Genomic DNA, 21,353 nt, shown 5'->3' on the forward strand with positions numbered 1-21,353 from the left:
CGTGGAGTTGATCGACAGCCACACCCACCTGGATTTTCCCGATTTCGACGCCGATCGCTCGGCGTTGCTGGCCGAAAGCCGCGCCCTCGGGGTGCGGCGGATGGTGGTGCTGGGCGTCCATGAGGGCAACTGGCAACGGGTGTGGGATCTGGTGCAAAGCGATGCTGATCTGTACGCGGCGTTCGGTTTGCACCCGGTGTATCTGGATCAGCATCGCCCCGAAGATTTACAGACACTCGGCGACTGGCTGACGCGGTTGCGCAGCCATCGACAGTTATGTGCGGTGGGCGAGATCGGTCTGGATTACTTCATCGAAACCCTCGACCGCGAACGCCAACAGGCGCTGTTCGAGGCGCAGTTGCAACTGGCGGCGGACTTTGAATTACCGGCGCTGATCCATGTACGCCGCAGCCACGCGGCGGTGATTGCCACGCTCAAGCGTTTTCGATTGAAACGTGCAGGGATCATCCACGCGTTTGCCGGCAGCCGTGAAGAGGCGCGCGAGTACATCAAACTCGGTTTCAAACTGGGTTTAGGCGGCGCGCCGACCTGGCCGCAAGCGTTGCGCATGCATCGGGTGCTGGCGGATCTGCCGCTGGATTCGATCGTGCTGGAAACCGACTCACCGGACATGCCGCCCGCGATGTTTCCCGGCCAGCGCAACAGCCCGGCGCACTTGCCGGCGATCTGCGAGGCGCTGGCCGCACTGATGAACATCAGTGCGCCACAACTGGCCGACGCCAGCACGGCCAACAGCTGCGAAGTGTTTGGCTGGTAATCAGTCGCCGTGAGCCTTGGCGGCTTCTAGCACCAGCGTCAGATGCTGGCGCTGACGCGCGTATCGAACGGCAACGAAGTACAGAAAAATAGTTATCAGCGACGCATTCAACTGCTCGGTGACGCTCAGCAGCCCTATCCACTCCATCACCAACGCCAACAGCAACGCAATGCACGCCGTTATTGACACGCCAAAGCGCAACAACGCCAGCGAATCGAGAGACTTGAAGCGTTTGATCTGTTGCGGGCAGCGCAGCTCCAGGCTTTTGTGGCAATGCTGGCAGGTGAACGGTTCATTGATTGCGATGGCATTGAGTTGCCAGGGCTTGAGCACCAGGGTGATCTGGCAGTGGGCGCAGTGGCCCTGGATGCCCAGAGCTGCAACAGTCATTAGCGGCCTTCTCCATGCAGCCTTGTGAAGCGTGATCTTGGTTGATCGAAGGCGAAATGCCAGAGCATGGAGAAAAACAAGAAATGTCTTACATAGGCTGGCAAGCAAGGACTACAAGCCATTCAGACAAAAAACCGGACCTGTGGGAGCGGACAGCCCACGCCCACAGGAAACAAGGTGTTTCATGAATCAGACGCGAAACGCGCTGATCAGGTGTTTGAGTTCCACGACTTGAGCCGACAACGCCCGACTGGCGTTCTCGGTCTGGTGCGCGCCTTGCGCGGTACGCTCACCGGCGCGGTTGATCTCGACGATGTTCTGGTCGATGTCATGGGCCACCGCCGTCTGCTGCTCCACCGCAGCGGCAATCTGCTGGTTCTGATCGACGATCATGCCTACAGCGCCGAGTATATTTTCCAGCGCCTGCTGGACCTTTTCCGACTGCCCCACCGTGCCATTGGCCATCTGATGACTGACACCCATGGCTTTGACGGCGGCACCGACGCCGCCGTGAAGCTTGCCGATCATCTGCTCGATTTCTTCAGTCGATTGCTGCGTGCGCTTGGCCAGCGTGCGAACTTCGTCCGCCACCACCGCAAAACCTCGCCCCTGTTCCCCGGCCCTGGCCGCTTCGATTGCGGCGTTGAGCGCCAACAGGTTGGTCTGTTCTGCAATGCTTTTGATCACTTCCAGCACGCGACTGATCGATTGGCTGTCGCTGGCCAATTGGTTGATCACCTGCACTGACTGGTCGATTTCGCTGGCCAGCGCAGCAATGCTGCCCTGCTGCGACTCAACCAGGCAGCGCCCACTGACTGTCTCTTCATTCACGCTGTGGGCGCTGCTTACCGCTGCTGCGGCACTGCGTGCCACCTCCAGCGAGGTGGCCGACATCTGGTTCATCGCGGTCGCCACTTGCTCGATCTGCGAGCGTTGCCCGGCGACAGCTTGATTGCTTTGTGCAGAGACATCCTCCACTTGCCCGGCCTGACGCTCGACTTCGCCAACGGTTTGGCCGACGCGCTCGATCAAGTCATGAATCTTCTTCACCGTGCCGTTGAACACCTCGCCCAATTCGCCCAGTTCATCGCGGCTATTGGCCTTGAAATTAACCGTCATGTCGCCTGCCGCCACCTTGTCCATCATCGCGCCGAGGCGCTTGAGCGTGGTGCGGGTCGAGGCGTAGAAGCCGCCGTAGAGATAGAAGATCAGCACAAACACCACCGACAACGCCACAGCCTGCAAGACCATGTGCGTGCGGTTTTGCACCAGGCGCTGCTGCAATTGGGTGTCGAGGAATTTCAACGTCGCTTCGTTGAGCAGGTAGGTTTTGTCCATCAGAACGGTGACCTGGTCGTAAAACGCCTGCCACGGCGCATCCAGGGTGTCGGCCATCACCACTTGCTCTTCGAACAACTCGCTGGCCTCTTTGAGCGACGCCTTGCTGCTGTCGGCCTGAGCACTGAGGGCTTCACGCGCCACGTTGCTGGCGCCGAGGGCATCCTTCAATTTCAAACCGTACTCGGCCTGGAGCTTTTCGATCTGCACCAGCAACTCGTCAAAACGGGTGCTCGACGAACTGTTGAGAAAACCCTGGCCCAACGAGTACGAACCCATGGCCCGACCGTCGCCAAGGGTCTGCGTGACGGTCGGTGTGATCAGGGTCACCAGTTCGCTGAGCTGACGGATATCGCCCTGGTTGTCGCGGCTCAACCCGGCCTGACTGCTGATGATCTGGCTGAAAATCTGCGCACTGGCCAAGAGCTTTGCGATCAGGGCGCTTTTGCTTTGCAGCGAGCGTTCCGCTTGCTGGGCTTTGAATGCAGCAAGCATTTCATCGCGCTTGCCGTCGAATACCTTGATCTGCTCAGGATCGTCGCTCATCGCCGTCAACCCTTGCAGGCGAGCCAATACCGTCTGTTCGAGGGTGGTGATCTGCGACTCGACGTTACTCGCCTTACCGGACTGGCCGAGGGTGACGTTGATTTGCACCAGATTGTTGAGGGTCTCCAGATCCCGGCGCAAGGCCAGGCTGCTGCCCAGCAGGTCGAGGCTCTGCAATTCGACTCGGGTGCCCTGAAACTCACGATAGGAATCGCGTACCAGATAGAAATTGGTCACCAGCATCGGCACCAGGAACAGCACGCTGATCAGGCTGAACTTCATACCGAAGCTCAGACGGTTCATCAGCGAGACGGCGGGATAGAGCAAGCTCTTCACTGGAAGTCTCCCTTGGTTTTTCTTGTTTTTATTGGCAGGCGCGGGGCGACAGCAGATAGCCACTATCGAGCGCCATCTCTGTATAGCTCAAAACGAAGGGAGTTTTTGTAACTTAAGGTTAACGGCGGGGTGTGCCGAGGGAAATGACTCCCTCGGCACCCTCTATCAGTGAATCAGAACTGTCCACAAGGCAAACCCGGCAAACCACAGCACCGCCGCACGCAGCAGCAGTTCCCACAGGCAATCAAGGGTGTTGATGCCTTCAGGGCCCACCGCAGGTGGCGGGATCTCCCCCGCCGCCAATCCGACCTTGTTGATCAGTTGCGCAGCACTGATGTTCCAGTTCAACAGTTCATGCAGCATCACCCGACTGACCGCAACGAAGTTGCCCACCAGGGCAAAACTCGCCGCCAACAATCGCACCGGCACCCAGTCGAAGGCATGGCGCAGTTGCGCGGCCCGTTCAACCAGTGCCGGGTTCTGGCCATGTTCTTCGGCCAGCGCCAACAAGCGATAGGCCAGCGCAGCCACCGGGCCGAGCACGAAATACCAGAAGATCACCGCAAAGAAGCTCTGATAGGCCTGCCACAACAAATGGCCCTGGACCTGATCGAGCAATTGCTCGCCACTGTCGGCGCAGATATCCAGATCACGCTTGGCAACATGGGCCGCCGCTTGCAGATCCTCACGGCGCCAGGCATCGCGAAACGGCCCGAGACCGCCCAGCAAGTCGCCGCGCCCCAGACTGTAAATCACCACCAGTAAGTGCACCGGCAAGGCCAGCAAGCCATAAGCCACAGGCTCCAGCACCACCAGCAACAAGCCGAGCAAGGCCACCGGCAGCAACACCAGAATCGTCAGCACCAGCCACGGCCGATTGGCCAATCGCGCGCTGCTTTCGAGTTTGTTCAGTTCGCGGATCCATCCGCCATCGCGTTGAACCCGATGGCGCAGGGCCGAGAACTTCTCGACCCAGACTGCCAGCAGTAACACCAGAAAACTCATTGTCCTTCCTCTTGTGCCAGGGCAGCGCGGTAACGCGCCCAGTCGAATGCCGGGCCAGGATCGGTCTTGCGCCCGGGTGCAATGTCGCTGTGTCCGCAGATGCGTGCGCCGGTGATCGCCGGAAATGCTGTTTGCAACTGCCGCGTCAGCCTTGTCAGTGCCTGATATTGCGCATCGGTGAACGGCAGATCATCGGTGCCTTCGAGTTCGATGCCCACGGAAAAATCGTTACAGGTTTCGCGCCCGTCAAAAATCGACACGCCCGCATGCCACGCCCGCTCAAGACAGGAGACAAACTGGGTGACCTTGCCGTCACGCTCGATCAGAAAATGCGCCGAGACTCGTAGGTCGGCAATACCTGCAAAGTAGGGATGTTCGGTGACATCCAGACGGTTCTGGAAAAAGTCCTGCACCTTGCCGGTGGCGAATTGCGCAGGCGGCAGACTGATGTTGTGGATCACCAACAGGGAAATTTCGCCCGCAGGGCGTTCATTGAAGTTGGGCGATGGGCAGACCTGCACCCCGTGACACCACCCGCTAGCGGGATCCAACTGCATACCGATTCCTTCAACGCCGACTGTGTTGGCGCCCAGTATGCCGTGATCGGCCCCCGGCGCGCGATCACTTGGCGCGATTGAGTCGCCTCAGATTGCCCAGCACCGACTCCAGCGCCCGGTCGAACAACAAGGTGTCGTCCAATGCGCGTACCGCACCACGGCGAAACTCAAGGGCCAGGCCGATACGGCTGCGCTCCAGCACTTTCATCCCGGTGCGGTCGACAAACACATACTTGCCGGTGGCTTCGATGATCGCCGCGAGTTTGCAGCGCAGGGTATGTTCCTCATCTTCCTCGAACGCCACCCAACTGCCCAGACGCAGTTGAGCGACCTGACGCAGCCCGGCGTCATCGCAAGGCAAACGAACCAGCGCCATGCCGTCCTCATCAGCGGTTTGCAAGACGATCTGCTGCGACACCTCGACCAGCGCCGTGGCCTCATCCGCCTCTGCGGAACGCTCCAGCACGCGAACATGCAAGGCTTCGAGCTCACTGAAAAATTCGCTGGTGGCAAACGGGTCGAACGCCGAACCGTTCAGGCCATCACGCAATGACTTGAGCAACCCCGGTACCAGCGCCAGCAGACGCAGGCTCGATTGCTCGTCTTCATGCCGTTGCACGCTCCAGATCAGTTGCGTCATGGTTTGCACATCGGCCTGCCATTCGGCGGATTGATCGCCATGCTTGAGGCAGGTCAGCAGCAGCACTTTGCTCCAGGCGTCCTGCACGAACGTCACCACCGACGGTGGCAGGACTTTACCCAACAGTGCCTGATTCAGCGCCTGCTCGACTCGGCGCCGCGCCAGGTCGGTTTTCGCCCGGCCCTCTTCTGCATCGCGTAATCGCTGTTCGAGCAACTCGCTGCGACGACGTTCGTCGCTGGTGAAAGCGAGGAAGTCGGCCAGCAACTCGGAGAAAATCGCCGGGTCATCGACAAAATCCGTCAGCAAGCGCTGCACCACTTGTTCGATACGCTGATACAAACTGTCGCGCGCATCACCGTCACAATTGCCCCAGCCCATCGCCGCGCCGGATGGCTGCTGCGGCTGAAGAAACTCTTATCCAGCACCGCCACCTTGAGCATCGGGATTTGCAAGCGGGCGATCAAGGCCTTGAGGAAGTCCGGCAGATTGCGGTCATCGAGAATGCAGTCGAACACCATGGCAATCAGGTTGATCACGTCTTCGTCTGCGCCGCCGACAATCCGCGATTTGCCACTTTTGACACTGACCCGCGTCAGCAACTGTTCGAGCTGATTGCGCAGATCGAAATCGTCTTGCGCTGCCAACGCCGGCACGTATTGCTGCAAGTGTGACAGCAGGCGCAGCAGGTCGCGGGTGGTGATCGGCTGGGCGCAAACGCTGGGTTCCAGAGTCGGCGCGACACTGCCGCGCACCTGCAACAACAACGCCTGCAGCGCGGCGAAGACTTCCTGCACGCTGTCGTCCGCGGGCGGCGGGCCCTGGCTTTCTTCGCTGTCCACCGTGGCCGCAGCACGATCGATAGCTCGCCGCGCCGGTGCCGGTTTCAGGTCCGGCAACACTCCAGTTGCGCTGAGCAGTTGATTGGCTTCGGCATAAAGTTGTTCCGTGTCCGCCAGTACATAGCGCTCGAACAGTTTAAGCAGGATCAACTTGACCTTGATCTCCACGCCGAGGTTGCGTCCGGCTTGCAGGAAATACTCGCAGAGCAGCGCCGGGCCGAGCGGGTTGGTTTGATCGTCAAGGGTGTTGCCGAGCAGCGCGTTGAACCGGGTGCTCAGTTGATCGAGCGCGAAGCCATCGCGCTTGAGCACTCGACCGACCATGGTTTCAACCGCCACATTGCGCTCCATGTCATCGGTGCGCGGTGCCAGGTCTTCGTAAATCAGGGCGTGCGGTAGCGTGTTGTGCGTGAAATCGTATTGAGTGAGGCCGACAAAGGCTTCGAAGAACTGTTCGAGAAAGCCGCGCTCAATGTTCTTGCGCTTGAGGCGCAGGTCGCGCATGGCTTCGAAAAAGATATTCTGCTCGACGTCGTTGCGTGCGCGGTCGGCCATTTCAAACAAGGTGTCATCGGCGTTATCGAACAGCTCCTGCAAACCCTGGCGAAGTTGCTGGGCAGCCTTGTCGCGAACCTGAAGCAGAATCACTGGCAGGCGGGCGAGCGGCGAGTGATTCGCCTGATCGGTAGCGGCCTTGTGCAAAGGCACTACTTTCCCGTCGTTGTGCATCCAAGCCTCCTGGAACGGTGATTCTTCTTTGAGCACAAACCTCGAGCGCAGGAGATGTCAAAGCTATGACGTCAAATGCAAGGCGGATTATCTTGCAAAAGATGTCTCCAGCGCCAGAGGCGTCAGGGTTTCCCCTATGCCCGCCTACCTTGCAATGACCGCGCGTTCGCCGGGTTTGCTCACATAAAATCGACCGAATGCAGACCAGCACGCGCGTTCCCGCCTTGGGTTGGTTCGTGCCATGCCCCTATAATCGACCCACTTTGTTTGTGGAGCCCGTTATGCCGAATCTACGTCTCGCCGATTTGACCGCCGAAATCGAAGCCAACGTGCGCCGTGCGTTGCTCGAAGACATCGGCAGCGGCGACATCACCGCGCAACTGATCCCGGCCGAACGCCTGGCCAAAGCCACCATCATTACCCGGGACGCGGCCGTCATCTGCGGCACCGCGTGGGTCGATGCGGTATTTCGCCAACTCGATCCACGGGTGGCCGTGCATTGGCAGGTGACTGATGGCGAGCGGGTGAAGCCCAATCAGCCGCTGTTTCATCTGGAAGGCCCGGCCCGTTCGCTGCTGACCGGCGAACGCAGTGCTCTGAATTTCCTGCAACTGCTCTCTGGCGTGGCAACGCATGCGCAATACCTGGCGGACTTCGTGGCCGACACTCAGGTCAAGCTGCTCGACACCCGCAAGACCCTGCCGGGCCTGCGCCTGGCGCAGAAATACGCGGTGACCTGCGGCGGTTGCCATAACCACCGCATCGGTTTGTACGACGCGTTTCTGATCAAGGAAAACCACATCGCTGCCAGCGGCGGCATCGCGCAAGCCATTGCCGCCGCGCACAAGATCGCCCCGGGCAAACCGGTGGAAATCGAAGTGGAAAGTCTGGATGAGCTCAAAGCAGCACTGGCGGCCGGCGCGGACATCATCATGCTCGACGAACTGAGCCTGGACGACATGCGCGAAGCCGTGCGCCTGAACGGCGGCAAGGCAAAACTGGAGGCCAGCGGCGGTATCAACGAAAGCACGCTGCTGCCGATCGCCGAGACCGGGGTCGATTACATCTCGATTGGCGCGATGACCAAGGATGTCAAAGCGGTGGATCTGTCGATGCGCCTGAGTCTCTAAGACCTTCACGCGATAAAAAACGCCAGCCCGGTTGAGGCTGGCGTTTTTGTTTCAGACCACCAGATTATTCATCTCGCAATACTCTTGCCACTCGACGCCCAGCACTTCGGCCGCCTCTTTGTGCAGCACCAGACGCTGCGCCTCGAACTCCTCTGGCGTGCTCGTGTACTTGAGCGTCAACTCCCACGGCTGCAAGCCCTGAGCTTCGGCTTCGTCTTCGAACGCCCACTGGATCTGATCTTTCTGATCATCGGGACTGAGATCCTTGATCTCTTCCAATAGCTGCGGCGCATCGAGTTTGTATTTCTCCAGCGCTTGTTCGTGACGTTGCTCTTGAGTTAATTCGGTCATGGCGTTCTCGCTGATCGTAAGAATGGAGGATGGATCTGGATCATCAAGGATCTCTCTGACGCGGTTTGTCCGGCCTTCGGAACCATTCGGGATCATCTGAAAACTGCTGGGCGATGCTCATGCAGGCACCGAATATAGGACGTTTGCATGACGAATTACACGGCTCTTTACATCTCTCCCACAAAAAGTTGACCTGCGGAACATAACGGTGGATTTCGAGTCATAGCGATGTGCCACTTCGGCACCCTCTCCGCTGTTCACAAGGAAAACCAGTGATGCGCAGCTTTTCGAAGATGTCCTCCATTGTCTCCGTCACCACTTTAATGGCTGCACTGGCCCTGCCGGCCAGTGCAATGGCCGTTGAACTGAGCACCAGCAGCCCCTCCTATGGCGACAAGGTTTCTCTGATTCACAACGATTACGGCAAAGAGGTCGTCATCAGAAGCGACATCAGCATCGATGAACTGAAAAAGATGCGCGACACCGTCAATGATCAGTCGCGCCAGATTGAAGAGCTCAAACGCAACAGCGGTTCGAGCAGCAGTGCCAGCAGCAAGGAAATCGATGAGCTGAAGAACAAAGTCAAAGAGCAGGATCGTGAATTGGACACACTTGGCCGTCAGGTCGAAGACCTCAAGCGCAACAGTGGCTCGAGCTCCAGCTCGAACAGCAGCGAGATTTCAAACCTGAAGCAGAAGATCAACGATCAGGATCGGGCGATGGACCAGCTCAAACGCACCGTTGAGGATTTGAGCCGCAAGGTGAAATAAGGGGATGGTGCCCGAGACAGGAATCGAACCTGCGACCTTCGCGTTACGAGTGCGCTGCTCTACCGGCTGAGCTACACGGGCGGTGGGCTAAACCTAGCACCGCTCTTGAGGTCCGGCAACTCGGGACTTGGTACGGTTGATTTCAACAGACAAAAAAATGCCCCGCCGTTTTCACGGCGGGGCATTTTTATTGCGCTAACGCTGCGGGGTGTTTAAACGCCCGAAGCCTTGGCCGCTGCCACGTCTTTGATGGACAGCTTGATACGGCCGCGGTTATCCACGTCCAGTACCAGCACTTCCACTTCCTGACCTTCTTTCAGAATGTCAGTCACTTTCTCAACACGAGCATCGCTCAGCATCGAGATGTGAACCAGACCATCCTTGCCCGGCAGGATGTTGACGAATGCGCCGAAGTCGACGATGCGCTCAACCTTGCCAACGTAGATCTTGCCAATCTCGGCTTCAGCGGTGATACCCAGAACGCGCTGACGAGCTGCTTCAGCCGCTTCCTTGGTTTCGCCGAAGATCTTGATCGAACCGTCGTCTTCGATGTCGATCGAAGCCTTGGTTTCTTCGCAGATCGCACGGATGGTGGCGCCACCTTTACCGATAACGTCACGGATCTTGTCGGTGTCGATCTTCATCGCAATCATGGTCGGAGCGTTGGCCGACAGTTCGGTACGCGACTGACCGATGATCTGGTTCATCTGACCGAGGATGTTCAGGCGCGCTTCCAGGGCTTGGCCCAGAGCGATTTCCATGATCTCTTCGGTGATGCCCTTGATCTTGATGTCCATCTGCAGTGCGGTAACGCCTTTGGCAGTACCGGCTACTTTGAAGTCCATGTCGCCCAAGTGGTCTTCGTCGCCCAGGATGTCGGTCAGGACTGCGAATTTCTCGCCTTCCTTAACCAGACCCATGGCGATACCGGCAACCGGTGCCTTCATCGGCACACCAGCGTCCATCAGGGCCAGGGAAGCGCCGCAAACGGAAGCCATCGAGCTCGAACCGTTGGATTCAGTGATTTCCGAAACCACGCGAATGGTGTACGGGAACACGTCAGCGGCAGGCAGCATGGCCGAAATCGAACGACGGGCCAGACGGCCGTGACCGATTTCACGACGACCAGCGCCACCCATGCGACCACACTCGCCCACCGAGAACGGAGGGAAGTTGTAGTGCAGCATGAACGGGTCTTTTTTCTCGCCTTCCAGGGTATCCAGCAGCTGTGCGTCACGGGCGGTGCCCAACGTCGCGACGACCAGAGCCTGGGTTTCGCCACGGGTGAACAGAGCCGAACCGTGGGTCTTCGGCAGAACGCCGACTTCGATGTTCAGCGGACGTACGGTACGGGTGTCACGGCCGTCGATACGTGGCTTGCCGTTTACGATGTTTTCGCGAACGGTGCGGTATTCGATTTCACCGAAAGCCGCTTTGACTTCGCTGGCAGAAGGCTGGCCTTCTTCGCCGGACAGCTTGGCAACAACCTGGTCTTTCAGCTCGCCCAGACGTGCGTAGCGGTCAGCCTTGATGGTGATGGTGTAAGCCTGGGAGATCGCTTCGCCGAATTCGGCACGGATCGCGCCCAGCAACTCGGTGGCTTCTAGAGCAGGCGCCCAGGTCCAGGTTGGCTTGGCAGCTTCGGCAGCCAGCTCTTTAACGGCGTTGATCACAACCTGGAACTCGTCTTGAGCAAACAGTACCGCGCCCAGCATCTGGTCTTCGGTCAGCTCTTTGGCTTCCGACTCAACCATCAGCACAGCGTCCGAAGTACCGGCAACGACCATGTCCAGGCTCGAAGCAGCTTGTTGCTCGTAAGTCGGGTTCAGCAGGTAGCCGGTGCTTTCGTGGAAAGCTACACGAGCGGCGCCGATCGGGCCGTCAAACGGGATACCCGAAATGGCCAGGGCAGCCGAGGTACCGATCATCGCAGCGATGTCCGGATCGGTCTTCTTGCTGGTGGAAACGACGGTGCAGACAACCTGCACTTCGTTCATGAAACCTTCTGGGAACAGCGGACGGATCGGACGGTCGATCAGTCGGGAAGTCAGGGTTTCTTTCTCGGAAGGACGGCCTTCACGCTTGAAGAAACCGCCAGGGATCTTACCGGCAGCGTAAGTCTTTTCCTGGTAGTGAACGGACAGAGGGAAGAAGCCCTTGCCCGGATCGGCTTGCTTGGCACCAACAACAGTCACCAATACGCTGACGTCGTCGTCAACGGTGACCAATACTGCGCCGGAGGCCTGACGGGCGATACGGCCAGTCTCGAGGGTAACGGTCGACTGACCGAACTGGAATTTTTTGATTACCGGGTTCACGGTGTCCTACCTTCTTTTGTGGCTCTTGGGGGAACTGGTTTCTTGCGAAATTCTTGGGCAATGTCGGGAGTCGGCCCAACGCCTGTCCAGGGTAAAACGTGTATCCAGATAAAACTTGAGGCTGGGAGCCTGCAAGGCGCCAGCGGTAAACCGCTGACGCCTGACAGACAACCAACCTCATAGCGCAATCGCTGATTAGCGACGCAGACCCAGGCGACCGATCAGAGTCTGGTAACGACCCAGATCCTTGCCTTTCAGGTAGTCCAGCAGCTTGCGGCGCTGGTTAACCATGCGGATCAGACCACGACGGGAGTGGTGATCTTTACCGTTGGCCTTGAAGTGACCTTGCAGTTTGTTGATGTTGTGGGTCAGCAGTGCAACTTGCACTTCTGGCGAACCAGTGTCACCAACAGCTTGCTGGTAGTCAGCAACGATTTGAGCTTTTTCTTGAACGTCGAGAGCCATGAGGCAATCCTTTTATCAGGAAACTGTTTCAAGGAAACAGCTTCAACAGGCCAGGGACAAATCCCTGTATCTATAAATGAGTCGTGACCGTGCCTGTTAACAGCCACACTCGCCGACCTGCTGTTACACAGGCCGGTTCCGGTCATTCTGACCGAATCAAGCGACGTGGCGCGATGCGCCCGTCTTCGCTCACTTCACCGATACCGATGAAGCGACCATTGTGATCCTGTACCCGCACCATGCCGAACTTCGGAGCATCCGGAGCACGAACCGGCTGGCCGTTAAGCCAGTAGAACGCACTCGCTTGCGAGAACTGCAGCAACGGCCAATCCAGCAGGCCGCTGTCCGATGGCATCAGGAAACGGTCGACCGCTTCGTTGCCGCCTTCGGCATGTACTGCTTCCAGCTCTTCGAGAGTCACGGTCTGCGCCAGGGTGAAAGGCCCGGCCTGGGTACGGCGCAATTCTGCGACGTACGCACCACAACCGAGTTGCTCACCGATATCCTCCACCAGGGTGCGAATATAGGTGCCCTTGCTGCAATCCACCGCAAGGCGCGCAGTATCGCCCTCGAAGGCCAGTAATTCCAAGCGCGCAATAGTAACAGAACGCGGTTCGCGCTCCACTACTTCGCCTGCACGAGCCAGCTTGTACAGCGGCTGACCATCTCGCTTGAGCGCCGAGTACATCGGCGGTATCTGACTGATTTGACCGCGAAATTTCGGCAGAACCGCCTCGACATCGGTGCGACCAACGGTCACCGGACGCTCCTGCAAAACCTCACCTTCGGCATCTGCCGTGGTGGTGGTCTTGCCCAGTTGCGCCAGGGTTTCGTAACCCTTGTCGGAATCGAGCAGATATTGCGAAAACTTGGTGGCCTCGCCGAAGCACAGCGGCAAAACGCCAGTGGCCAGCGGATCGAGACTGCCGGTATGCCCAGCCTTTTCGGCGTTGAGCAACCAGCGAACCTTCTGCAACGCGGCGTTGGAGGTGAACCCCAGCGGCTTGTCGAGCAGGATGATACCGCTGACGTTACGACGGATACGTTTGACCTGAGCCACCGAATTACTCCTTGGTGTCTTCAGGTTCAGCAACTGCCGGGTGCTGATTGTCTTCAGCCACGGCGCGCTCGATCAGGGCCGACAGGTGCGCACCACGCACGACGCTTTCGTCGTAGTGGAAGTGCAATTGCGGCACGCTGCGCAACTTCATTTCGCGGGCCAGTTGCATACGCAGGAAACCTGCGGCGGCATTCAGTACCTTGATGCTTTGCGCGATGTCTTCGGCATTGTCCTGCCCCATCACGGTGATGAAGATCTTCGCGTGACCGACGTCACGGCTGACTTCCACAGCGGTAATGGTGACCAGGCCGACGCGCGGATCTTTGACTTCACGACGGATCAGTTGGGCCAGCTCACGCTGCATCTGATCGCCGATACGTTGGGTGCGGCTGTATTCTTTTGCCATGATTTGTTACCTGTTACTGCCCTACGGTGAAACCCGCAAGGTCTGAAAGCGGCAAACGCCCGGCCTGACAGAAGCCAGACCGGGCGTTGCGTTTAGAGTCCGAGTGATGCGCCACACATTGCAGTGCGGCCGACCATCACGGCTCCTGAAGTGCGCGAGTTAGAGGCTGCGAGCAACCTGAACCTTCTCGTAAACTTCGATCTTGTCGCCAGCTTTGACGTCGTTGTAGCTCTTGACGCCAATACCGCATTCCATGCCGGCACGTACTTCGGAAGCGTCATCCTTGAAGCGGCGCAGGGATTCCAGCTCGCCTTCGAAGATAACGATGTCTTCACGCAGTACACGGATCGGACGGTTACGGTGCACAACACCTTCGATCACCATGCAACCAGCGATCGCGCCAAACTTCGGCGAACGGAACACGTCACGCACCTCGGCAACACCCAGGATGTTCTCGCGAACATCGCTGCCGAGCATACCGGTCAGGGCTTTCTTGACGTCTTCGATGATGTCGTAGATCACGTTGTAGTAACGCATATCCAGACCTTCCTGCTCGACGATCTTCCGTGCGCCAGCATCGGCACGCACGTTGAAGCCGAACAGTACAGCGTTGGAGGCCAGTGCCAGGTTGGCGTCGGATTCAGTGATACCACCGACACCGCCGCCGACTACGCGCACTTGCACTTCGTCGTTGCCCAGGCCATTCAAGGCACCGTTCAACGCTTCCAGCGAACCACGGACGTCGGATTTGAGGACGATGTTGAGCGTCTTCTTCTCGGCCTGACCCATGTTTTCAAAGATGTTTTCCAGCTTGCCGGCGTGAGCGCGAGCCAGTTTGACTTCGCGGAACTTGCCTTGACGGAACAGAGCCACTTCACGGGCTTTCTTCTCGTCAGCCACTACGCTCATCTCGTCGCCAGCGTCCGGGGTACCGTCCAGGCCGAGAATCTCGACAGGGATGGAAGGACCGGCTTCCTTGATTGGCTTGCCGTTCTCGTCGAGCATGGCGCGAACGCGACCATAGTTCGAACCGACCAGCACCATGTCGCCTTGGCGCAGGGTACCGTCTTGGACCAGCACGGTTGCAACCGGGCCACGACCTTTGTCGAGACGCGATTCAACCACGACACCACGGCCTGGAGCCGAAGGAGTCGCTTTCAGTTCGAGAACTTCAGCCTGCAGCAATACGGCTTCGAGCAGTTCGTCCACGCCAGTACCGACTTTCGCCGAAACCGGTACGAACGGCGTATCACCGCCCCACTCTTCCGACGTCACACCGTGAACCGACAGTTCGCTACGGATGCGATCAAGATCAGCACCCGGCTTATCGATCTTGTTCACTGCAACCACCAGTGGAACGCCAGCCGCTACAGCGTGCTGAACAGCTTCAATGGTCTGCGGCATTACGCCGTCGTCGGCTGCAACCACCAGAATCACGATATCGGTCGCCTTGGCACCACGGGCACGCATTGCGGTAAACGCGGCGTGACCCGGGGTATCAAGGAAGGTGACCATGCCGCGTTCGGTTTCAACGTGGTACGCACCGATGTGCTGGGTGATACCGCCGGCTTCGCCCGCAGCAACCTTGGCACGACGAATGTAGTCGAGCAGCGAGGTCTTACCGTGGTCAACGTGGCCCATTACGGTCACGACTGGCGCACGGGAGAACGACTCACCTTCAAACTTCAGGGACTCGGCCAGGGAATCTTCCAGAGCGGTGTCGCTGACCAGGGTCACTTTGTGGCCCAGTTCTTCGGCTACCAGTTGAGCAGTTTCCTGATCAAGCACCTGGTTGATGGTCGCTGGAGTACCCAGTTTGAACATGAACTTGATGATTTCAGCAGCCTTGACCGACATCTGATTGGCGAGATCGCCAACGGTGATGGTCTCGCCGATCTGCACATCGCGCACGACAGGGCCGGTTGGGCTCTGGAAACCGTGAGCATTGCGCTTTTTCAGCTTGGACTTGCCGCGACCACCACGACGGAAGCCATCGCTCTCTTCGTCGGTAGTACGTGGCGCGACACGTGGTGCTGGCGCTTTCTCTTTGACCGATGCGCGATGCGGAGCGTTTTTACGCTCGCCGTCACCACCGCCACTGCGACGATTGTTGTCGTCGGCACGTGGTTTGTCCGGACGGCGCTGTTCGTTCTGCTTGTTACGAACGTCAGCAGACGGTGCTGGAGCAGCGGCGGCCACCGGTGCGCTTTCGCGTACTGGCTGGGCAGCTGCAGCCGGCGCCGAAACGGCGTCGTTGGTAGCGGTTTTGGCAGCAGCAGGCTGGCGACGCGCTTCTTCTTCGGCGCGTTGCTTGGCTTCTTCTTCAGCCTTCTGACGCGCAGCATTTTCTACTGCGCGACGTTCATCCAGTTCACGCTTGCGCTCGGCTTCGATTTCTTCCGGGCTACGCTGTACGAAAACTTTCTTTTTGCGAACTTCAACGCTGATGCTCTTGCTACCAGCCACACGCAGGGTGCTGGTGGTTTTACGCTGCAGCGTGATCTTGCGTGGTTCTTCCACTTTCGCCTTGTGGCTGCTCTTCAAGTGAGTCAGCAAAGATTGCTTCTCACTGTCAGTCACATGTTCTTCGGCGGCGGTGTGCGGCAGACCTGCCTCACGCATCTGCTGCAACAGGCGCTCTACCGGTGTTTTGACCTCATCGGCCAGTTGTTTCACCGTGACTTGCGTCATGCACTTCTCTCCTCAGGCCGCGCCTAATTACTCGAACCAGTGGGCTCGGGCGGCCATGATCAACTTGCCGGCACGATCATCGTCAATGCCGTCGATGTCGAGCAGGTCGTCAATAGACTGCTCGGCCAGGTCTTCGCGGGTAATTACGCCGCGCACCGCCAGTTCCATCGCCAAATCCTTGTCCATACCCTCAAGCGAGAGCAGGTCTTCGGCCGGATGGGCGTCTGCCAGCTTTTCCTCAGTAGCGATGGCTTTGGTCAACAAGCGATCCTTGGCACGAGCGCGAAGCTCGTTGACGATGTCCTCGTCAAAGCCGTCGATGTTGAGCATTTCTTCCAACGGTACGTAGGCAATCTCTTCCAGGCTGGTGAAGCCTTCATCAACCAGCACCTGAGCCAGCTCTTCGTCGACTTCCAGCTCGTCGATGAAGTTGCGCAGGATGTCGCCGGTTTCTGCTTGCTGCTTAGCCTGGATGTCCGATTCGGTCATCACGTTCAGGGTCCAGCCAGTCAACTGGCTCGCCAGACGCACGTTCTGACCACCGCGACCGATGGCCTGAGCCAGATTGTCTGCGCCAACGGCGATGTCCATGGCGTGGGCATCTTCGTCAACGATAATTGCCGCAACCTCGGCCGGGGACATGGCGTTGATCACGAACTGAGCCGGGTTGTCGTCCCACAGGACGATATCAACACGCTCACCGCCCAACTCACCCGACACTGCCTGGACGCGCGAACCGCGCATACCAATGCAAGCGCCCTGCGGGTCGATGCGTTTGTCCTTGGAGCGGACGGCGATCTTGGCACGCGAACCCGGATCACGGGACGCAGCCATGACTTCGATCAGACCTTCGGCAATTTCCGGCACTTCGATACGGAACAGCTCGATCAGCATTTCCGGCGCGGTACGCGACAGGATCAACTGCGGGCCACGGTTCTCGGTGCGGATTTCCTTGAGCAGCGCGCGCAAACGCACGCCGACGCGGAAAGTTTCGCGAGAGATGATGTCTTCACGGGCCAGCAACGCTTCAGCGTTATTGCCCAGGTCGACGATCACGTTATCGCGGGTGACTTTTTTCACGGTGCCGGAGATGATTTCTCCCAGGCGCTCGCGATAGGCGTCGACCACTTGAGCACGCTCGGCTTCGCGCACTTTCTGCACGATGACTTGCTTGGCAGTCTGTGCAGCAATGCGGCCGAACTCGATGGACTCGATCTTTTCTTCAACAACGTCGCCGACATTGGCGCCAGGATGCGTTTCAGCAACCTTGCTCGGCCAAGTTTCGATAGCCGGATCGTCGAGATCGTTTTCTTCGACGACCGTCCAGCGACGGAAAGTTTCGTAAGAACCGGTGTGGCGGTTAATTTCCACACGCAGGTCAACTTCGTCTTCAAAACGCTTTTTGGTAGCAGTGGCCAGAGCCAGCTCCAGCGCTTCAAAAATTACGCTTGCCGGTACGCCCTTTTCATTGGATACCGACTCAACAACCAGCAGTACTTCTTTGCTCATCGTACGCCTCGCCTTTCGCAAGCCATTGGATCCGCGGGATCCGCGTCTCAGTCAAAACTGGGAATAATGTTGGCCTTGTCGATCATATCGATCGGCAACAGGAATTCGTGGTCATCTACCTGCACCACGACATCCTGCTCTTCTACACCGCGCAGAAGGCCCTGAAAGTTGCGTCGACCTTCAAAAGGCGAGCGCAGCTTGATCTTCACTTGTTCACCGGCAAATTTTGCAAACTGCTCAAGAGTGAACAGTGGGCGCTCCATGCCAGGCGAGGAAACTTCGAGGGTGTATTCAACGGAGATTGGATCTTCAACATCCAGTACACCGCTGATCTGACGGCTGACAATGGCGCAATCGTCCACCAGCACGCCACCCTCTTTATCGATATAAACGCGCAACATCGAGTGACGACCTTGAGCCGAAAACTCAATACCCCAGCATTCATAGCCTAGGGCCACGACCACCGGGGCCAGCAAGGCCTGCAACTCTTCTAGCTTGCTCGACACCTGAACCCCCTAGTGCATGATATGTGCATGCTATGCAAAATAAAAAAATGGGCCTAACGCCCATCCTTGAAACGCCGCCGAACAGCGGCGTCGAAAGTATCCAGCTAACAAAAAGCCCCTTAAAAGGGGCTCCTTAAACTGGTTGCGGGGGCCGGATTTGAACCGACGACCTTCGGGTTATGAGCCCGACGAGCTACCAGACTGCTCCACCCCGCGACAAAGCTGGGGCGGAAGTATACGACCGATCCCTTGCAGGGTCAATGTAACCTTCCACCTGCAAGAAAGCCCGCAACAGCGGGCTCTCTTGACTAATTGGTACCGAGAAGGGGACTCGAACCCCTACACCCTATGGGCACAACCACCTCAAGGTTGCGTGTCTACCAATTCCACCACCTCGGCAAAACTACGTTTGAAACCCTTCTTACTTCTGCTCTTGAGCTTGAGGTACGTCAGTCGCTGGAGTAGCCGACTTTTGCTCTTGAAGCACCGGTACATCATCAGAAGCCGGTTGTTGCTGCTTAGGCACTTCCAACACTGCTGGATCTGGCAAACCTGCTTGAGTCAGCTCATGAGCTTTCTCTTTAGCAAAGTAACCTAACCCCAAGCTGGTTATGAAGAAACCGGCGGCAAGTATAGCAGTAAACTTACTAAGAAAGGTAGAGGAACCTTGGCTTCCGAACACAGTATTTGAAGCACCTGCTCCGAAAGACGCACCAGCGTCCGCACCCTTACCCTGCTGCAGCAAAACCAGCGCAACTACGCCCAATGCACCCAGCAGATGAAAAACGACTACGACTGTTTCCAGCATTTTTTCAGTTTCCCGCGGCGCGACAAATCGCACCGAACTCATCTGCATTCAGGGAAGCTCCACCAATGAGCCCCCCATCGATATCCGGCATGCCGAACAGTTCGACCGCATTGGCCGCCTTCACGCTGCCGCCGTATAGAAGCCGCACACCTCGTGCGACCTCAGAATTCTCTGCCGCCAACTGCTCGCGAATGGCTTTATGCACATCCTGAGCCTGTTGCGGCGTTGCAGTCAGTCCGGTACCAATGGCCCAGACAGGCTCGTAAGCGATGACTGCCTTGGCAAAAGCACCTACACCCAGCTCCTCGATGATGCTGCCCAGCTGACGCCCGACAACCTCAAGAGTTTTTCCAGCTTCGCGTTGCTCGAGGGTTTCCCCTATACACAACACCGGAATCAAGCCACATGCCTGTGCCGCTGCGAACTTGCGATTCAGCATCCCGTCTCGCTCGCCCATTATCTGGCGGCGTTCGGAGTGCCCGACAAGCACAAGGGAACAACCTGCATCCACCAACTGACTCGGTGCAATCTCACCGGTCAATGCACCTTGCATGGATTCCACCGCAGAATTCTGCGCACCGACCGAAATCGATTTGCCTTTCAAGCCATCAATCACTTGATTGATATACAAGCAAGGCGGGAATACCGCGACATCAACACCGCTTGGCAAGGCCAGATGACGAAGCCCGTTGATCAGCTCAGCGACGCTGGCGCGGGTACCGTGCATCTTCCAGTTACCAGCTACCATAGGGCGACGCATGCTGTACCTCGTCGGTCAAAGTGGGCGCAGATGTTACCCAACACAATCATGGCTGGCAAGCCGAATCAGGCAGAAACTTCAGTTACCAGTTTTGCCAGCTCTTCGGCATAGCTGCGAACCTGGGTTGCATCCTCCCCTTCAACCATCACACGCACCAAAGGCTCTGTGCCGGACTTGCGCAAAAGCACACGTCCGCGACCGGCCATTGCCTGAGTGACGCGCGCGCTGGCCTCCTTGACAGCCGGATGTTCCAGCGGACTTTCACCTCCACCGAAACGCACATTGATCAGCACCTGAGGACACTTGCGCAAAGCTTGTCGAGCTAACGCCAGACCTTCGTTACGCGTTTTGAGTGCCATCAGCACTTGCAGAGCAGCAATGATCGCGTCACCGGTCGTGGTGTGATTGAAACAGACGATATGCCCTGAGTTCTCACCACCGACCAACCAGTTACGCTCAAGCAACTCAGCAATCACATAACGGTCGCCGACATTGGCGCGAACAAACGGAATCGAAAGATCGGCAAGGGCCAGCTCCAGACCGAGATTACTCATCAGGGTGCCTACCACTCCTCCTTGCAGCTTTCCACGCTCCTGCAGATCGCGAGCAATGATGAACAGCAGGTCATCACCGTCAACAATCGCCCCCGTGTGGTCAACCATCAGGACGCGATCACCATCCCCGTCAAAAGCAATACCCAGATCAGCGTGCTCAGCCAGCACCGCCGCCTGCAACTGCCCCATATGAGTGGAGCCGCAATTGTCGTTGATGTTCAGACCATTTGGCTGGGCTGACAGCACCACGACCTCGGCGCCCAGCTCACGAAAAACACTCGGCGCAACTTTATAGGTCGCACCGTGAGCGCAGTCGATGACGATCTTGAGACCGGCGAAATTGGTACCGGTTGGCACACTGCTTTTGCAGAATTCAATGTAACGACCAGAGGCGTCATTGATCCGCGACACCTTGCCGATCTTGCTCGACTCGACCACGGTCATTGGAGTGTCGAGCAACTCTTCGATCATCAATTCCAGCTCATCCGGCAACTTGGTACCTTTACCTGAGAAGAACTTGATGCCGTTATCATCATGCGGGTTGTGCGAAGCACTGATCACGATGCCGGCTTCAGCCTGGAACGTGCGCGACAGATAGGCAATGGCCGGCGTCGGCATCGGACCAAGCAGCATTACATCCGCCCCCGCCGAAGTCAGTCCAGCTTCAAGCGCCGATTCAAACATATAACCGGAGATGCGCGTGTCTTTGCCAACCAGCACTTTGCAGGCGCCCATCTTGCGGAACGCCATGCCAGCAGCCCAGCCGAGCTTGAGCATGAAGTCAGGAGTAATCGGATATTCCCCGACTCGACCACGAATGCCGTCAGTACCAAAGTATTTCTTGCTCATAACTGCTCCATCGTT

At 57.8% G+C, this 21,353-nt stretch carries 17 protein-coding genes, 3 tRNA genes and 3 pseudogenes; 3 read left to right on the top strand and 20 right to left on the bottom strand.

All coding sequences use genetic code 11. The annotated features are described in order from the left end of the window. The first annotated feature begins 1 nt into the window (after position 1). Entirely contained in the window at positions 2-778 is a 777-nt protein-coding gene (locus AACY11_RS05495) for a TatD family hydrolase (protein WP_339431706.1), read from the top strand. On the opposite strand, the gene AACY11_RS05500 is transcribed toward AACY11_RS05495, so the two are convergent. The 6 genes and pseudogenes from AACY11_RS05500 to AACY11_RS05520 all read right to left on the bottom strand — a co-directional run bounded on the left by AACY11_RS05500 (position 779) and on the right by AACY11_RS05520 (position 7,161). Further along, entirely contained in the window at positions 779-1,168 is a 390-nt protein-coding gene (locus tag AACY11_RS05500; protein WP_339431705.1) for a hypothetical protein, read from the bottom strand. A 189-nt stretch (positions 1,169-1,357) separates the two neighbouring features. After that, a pseudogene (locus AACY11_RS28310) lies at positions 1,358-1,930 on the bottom strand (methyl-accepting chemotaxis protein); the annotation flags it as partial. A 333-nt stretch (positions 1,931-2,263) separates the two neighbouring features. Continuing rightward, positions 2,264-3,355: pseudogene (locus AACY11_RS28315) on the bottom strand (methyl-accepting chemotaxis protein); the annotation flags it as partial. A gap of 198 nt (positions 3,356-3,553) precedes the next feature. Further along, entirely contained in the window at positions 3,554-4,393 is an 840-nt protein-coding gene (ampE, locus tag AACY11_RS05510) for a regulatory signaling modulator protein AmpE (RefSeq protein ID WP_339431703.1), read from the bottom strand. Beyond that, the gene (ampD, locus tag AACY11_RS05515) at positions 4,390-4,950 is read right to left on the bottom strand and encodes a 1,6-anhydro-N-acetylmuramyl-L-alanine amidase AmpD (RefSeq protein WP_339494044.1); all 561 of its coding nucleotides are present in this window, start codon (positions 4,948-4,950) and stop codon (positions 4,390-4,392) included. The genes ampE and ampD overlap by 4 nt, the downstream gene beginning before the upstream one ends. 64 nt (positions 4,951-5,014) lie before the next feature. Then, positions 5,015-7,161, bottom strand: a pseudogene (locus AACY11_RS05520) (DUF1631 domain-containing protein). Between the two features lie 281 nt (positions 7,162-7,442). Between AACY11_RS05520 and nadC the strand changes: the two are divergent. Continuing rightward, entirely contained in the window at positions 7,443-8,291 is an 849-nt protein-coding gene (nadC, locus tag AACY11_RS05525; RefSeq protein ID WP_339431701.1) for a carboxylating nicotinate-nucleotide diphosphorylase, read from the top strand. Positions 8,292-8,342: 51 nt separating this feature from the next. Here nadC and AACY11_RS05530 read toward each other — a convergent pair whose 3' ends face one another. Then, positions 8,343-8,642 carry a DUF6388 family protein gene (locus tag AACY11_RS05530; RefSeq protein ID WP_339431700.1) on the bottom strand — a complete coding sequence of 100 codons (300 nt, stop codon included), beginning with the start codon at positions 8,640-8,642 and terminating at the stop codon, positions 8,343-8,345. A gap of 275 nt (positions 8,643-8,917) precedes the next feature. Between AACY11_RS05530 and AACY11_RS05535 the strand changes: the two genes are divergently transcribed. Next, positions 8,918-9,412 carry a hypothetical protein gene (locus tag AACY11_RS05535; protein WP_339431699.1) on the top strand — a complete coding sequence of 165 codons (495 nt, stop codon included), beginning with the start codon at positions 8,918-8,920 and terminating at the stop codon, positions 9,410-9,412. Between the two features lie 5 nt (positions 9,413-9,417). On the opposite strand, the gene AACY11_RS05540 is transcribed toward AACY11_RS05535, so the two are convergent. From AACY11_RS05540 to glmM, 13 genes are all read right to left on the bottom strand, one after another. Further along, positions 9,418-9,493 (bottom strand) — tRNA-Thr (locus AACY11_RS05540). 131 nt (positions 9,494-9,624) lie between these two features. Continuing rightward, positions 9,625-11,730: a polyribonucleotide nucleotidyltransferase gene (pnp, locus tag AACY11_RS05545; RefSeq protein ID WP_221730616.1), complete on the bottom strand. Its 2,106-nt coding sequence runs from the start codon at positions 11,728-11,730 to the stop codon at positions 9,625-9,627. Positions 11,731-11,925: 195 nt separating this feature from the next. After that, positions 11,926-12,195 carry a 30S ribosomal protein S15 gene (gene rpsO, locus AACY11_RS05550; RefSeq protein ID WP_003177875.1) on the bottom strand — a complete coding sequence of 90 codons (270 nt, stop codon included), beginning with the start codon at positions 12,193-12,195 and terminating at the stop codon, positions 11,926-11,928. 142 nt (positions 12,196-12,337) lie between these two features. Continuing rightward, on the bottom strand, positions 12,338-13,255 hold the full coding sequence (gene truB, locus AACY11_RS05555) for a tRNA pseudouridine(55) synthase TruB (protein WP_339431698.1): 918 nt from the start codon (positions 13,253-13,255) through the stop codon (positions 12,338-12,340). A gap of 4 nt (positions 13,256-13,259) precedes the next feature. Continuing rightward, positions 13,260-13,661: a 30S ribosome-binding factor RbfA gene (gene rbfA / locus AACY11_RS05560; RefSeq protein WP_095191053.1), complete on the bottom strand. Its 402-nt coding sequence runs from the start codon at positions 13,659-13,661 to the stop codon at positions 13,260-13,262. A 159-nt stretch (positions 13,662-13,820) separates the two neighbouring features. Further along, positions 13,821-16,352, bottom strand: a complete 2,532-nt coding sequence (gene infB / locus AACY11_RS05565; RefSeq protein WP_339431697.1) for a translation initiation factor IF-2 — start codon at positions 16,350-16,352, stop codon at positions 13,821-13,823. A 27-nt stretch (positions 16,353-16,379) separates the two neighbouring features. Next, positions 16,380-17,861 (bottom strand): transcription termination factor NusA, encoded by a 1,482-nt coding sequence (gene nusA / locus AACY11_RS05570; RefSeq protein WP_221730613.1) that lies wholly within the window; start codon positions 17,859-17,861, stop codon positions 16,380-16,382. 47 nt (positions 17,862-17,908) lie between these two features. Continuing rightward, complete coding sequence (rimP, locus tag AACY11_RS05575; protein ID WP_007915250.1) at positions 17,909-18,367, bottom strand: ribosome maturation factor RimP; 459 nt, start codon at positions 18,365-18,367, stop codon at positions 17,909-17,911. Positions 18,368-18,506: 139 nt separating this feature from the next. Continuing rightward, positions 18,507-18,583: transfer RNA gene (locus tag AACY11_RS05580), tRNA-Met, on the bottom strand. A gap of 97 nt (positions 18,584-18,680) precedes the next feature. Next, positions 18,681-18,766: transfer RNA gene (locus AACY11_RS05585), tRNA-Leu, on the bottom strand. A gap of 22 nt (positions 18,767-18,788) precedes the next feature. After that, positions 18,789-19,175 carry a preprotein translocase subunit SecG gene (secG, locus tag AACY11_RS05590; RefSeq protein WP_339494111.1) on the bottom strand — a complete coding sequence of 129 codons (387 nt, stop codon included), beginning with the start codon at positions 19,173-19,175 and terminating at the stop codon, positions 18,789-18,791. A 4-nt stretch (positions 19,176-19,179) separates the two neighbouring features. Beyond that, entirely contained in the window at positions 19,180-19,935 is a 756-nt protein-coding gene (tpiA, locus tag AACY11_RS05595; RefSeq protein WP_016986498.1) for a triose-phosphate isomerase, read from the bottom strand. A 65-nt stretch (positions 19,936-20,000) separates the two neighbouring features. Next, positions 20,001-21,338, bottom strand: coding sequence for a phosphoglucosamine mutase (gene glmM / locus AACY11_RS05600; RefSeq protein WP_339431696.1), 1,338 nt, complete (start codon positions 21,336-21,338; stop codon positions 20,001-20,003). Between the last annotated feature and the right edge of the window lie 15 nt (positions 21,339-21,353).

It is taken from the genome of Pseudomonas sp. RA_105y_Pfl2_P56, assembly GCF_963970845.1.
GTDB lineage: Bacteria > Pseudomonadota > Gammaproteobacteria > Pseudomonadales > Pseudomonadaceae > Aquipseudomonas > Aquipseudomonas baetica_A.

What these genes read in the sequence shown, in the direction of transcription:
- infB (WP_339431697.1), bottom strand. Translation starts at nt 16,352, where the DNA reads ATGACGCAAGTCACGGTGAAACAACTGGCCGATGAGGTCAAAACACCG.
- AACY11_RS05535 (WP_339431699.1), top strand. Translation starts at nt 8,918, where the DNA reads ATGCGCAGCTTTTCGAAGATGTCCTCCATTGTCTCCGTCACCACTTTA.
- AACY11_RS05530 (WP_339431700.1), bottom strand. Translation starts at nt 8,642, where the DNA reads ATGACCGAATTAACTCAAGAGCAACGTCACGAACAAGCGCTGGAGAAA.
- ampE (WP_339431703.1), bottom strand. Translation starts at nt 4,393, where the DNA reads ATGAGTTTTCTGGTGTTACTGCTGGCAGTCTGGGTCGAGAAGTTCTCG.
- nadC (WP_339431701.1), top strand. Translation starts at nt 7,443, where the DNA reads ATGCCGAATCTACGTCTCGCCGATTTGACCGCCGAAATCGAAGCCAAC.
- rbfA (WP_095191053.1), bottom strand. Translation starts at nt 13,661, where the DNA reads ATGGCAAAAGAATACAGCCGCACCCAACGTATCGGCGATCAGATGCAG.
- ampD (WP_339494044.1), bottom strand. Translation starts at nt 4,950, where the DNA reads ATGCAGTTGGATCCCGCTAGCGGGTGGTGTCACGGGGTGCAGGTCTGC.
- secG (WP_339494111.1), bottom strand. Translation starts at nt 19,175, where the DNA reads ATGCTGGAAACAGTCGTAGTCGTTTTTCATCTGCTGGGTGCATTGGGC.
- AACY11_RS05500 (WP_339431705.1), bottom strand. Translation starts at nt 1,168, where the DNA reads ATGACTGTTGCAGCTCTGGGCATCCAGGGCCACTGCGCCCACTGCCAG.
- rpsO (WP_003177875.1), bottom strand. Translation starts at nt 12,195, where the DNA reads ATGGCTCTCGACGTTCAAGAAAAAGCTCAAATCGTTGCTGACTACCAG.
- nusA (WP_221730613.1), bottom strand. Translation starts at nt 17,861, where the DNA reads ATGAGCAAAGAAGTACTGCTGGTTGTTGAGTCGGTATCCAATGAAAAG.
- glmM (WP_339431696.1), bottom strand. Translation starts at nt 21,338, where the DNA reads ATGAGCAAGAAATACTTTGGTACTGACGGCATTCGTGGTCGAGTCGGG.
- tpiA (WP_016986498.1), bottom strand. Translation starts at nt 19,935, where the DNA reads ATGCGTCGCCCTATGGTAGCTGGTAACTGGAAGATGCACGGTACCCGC.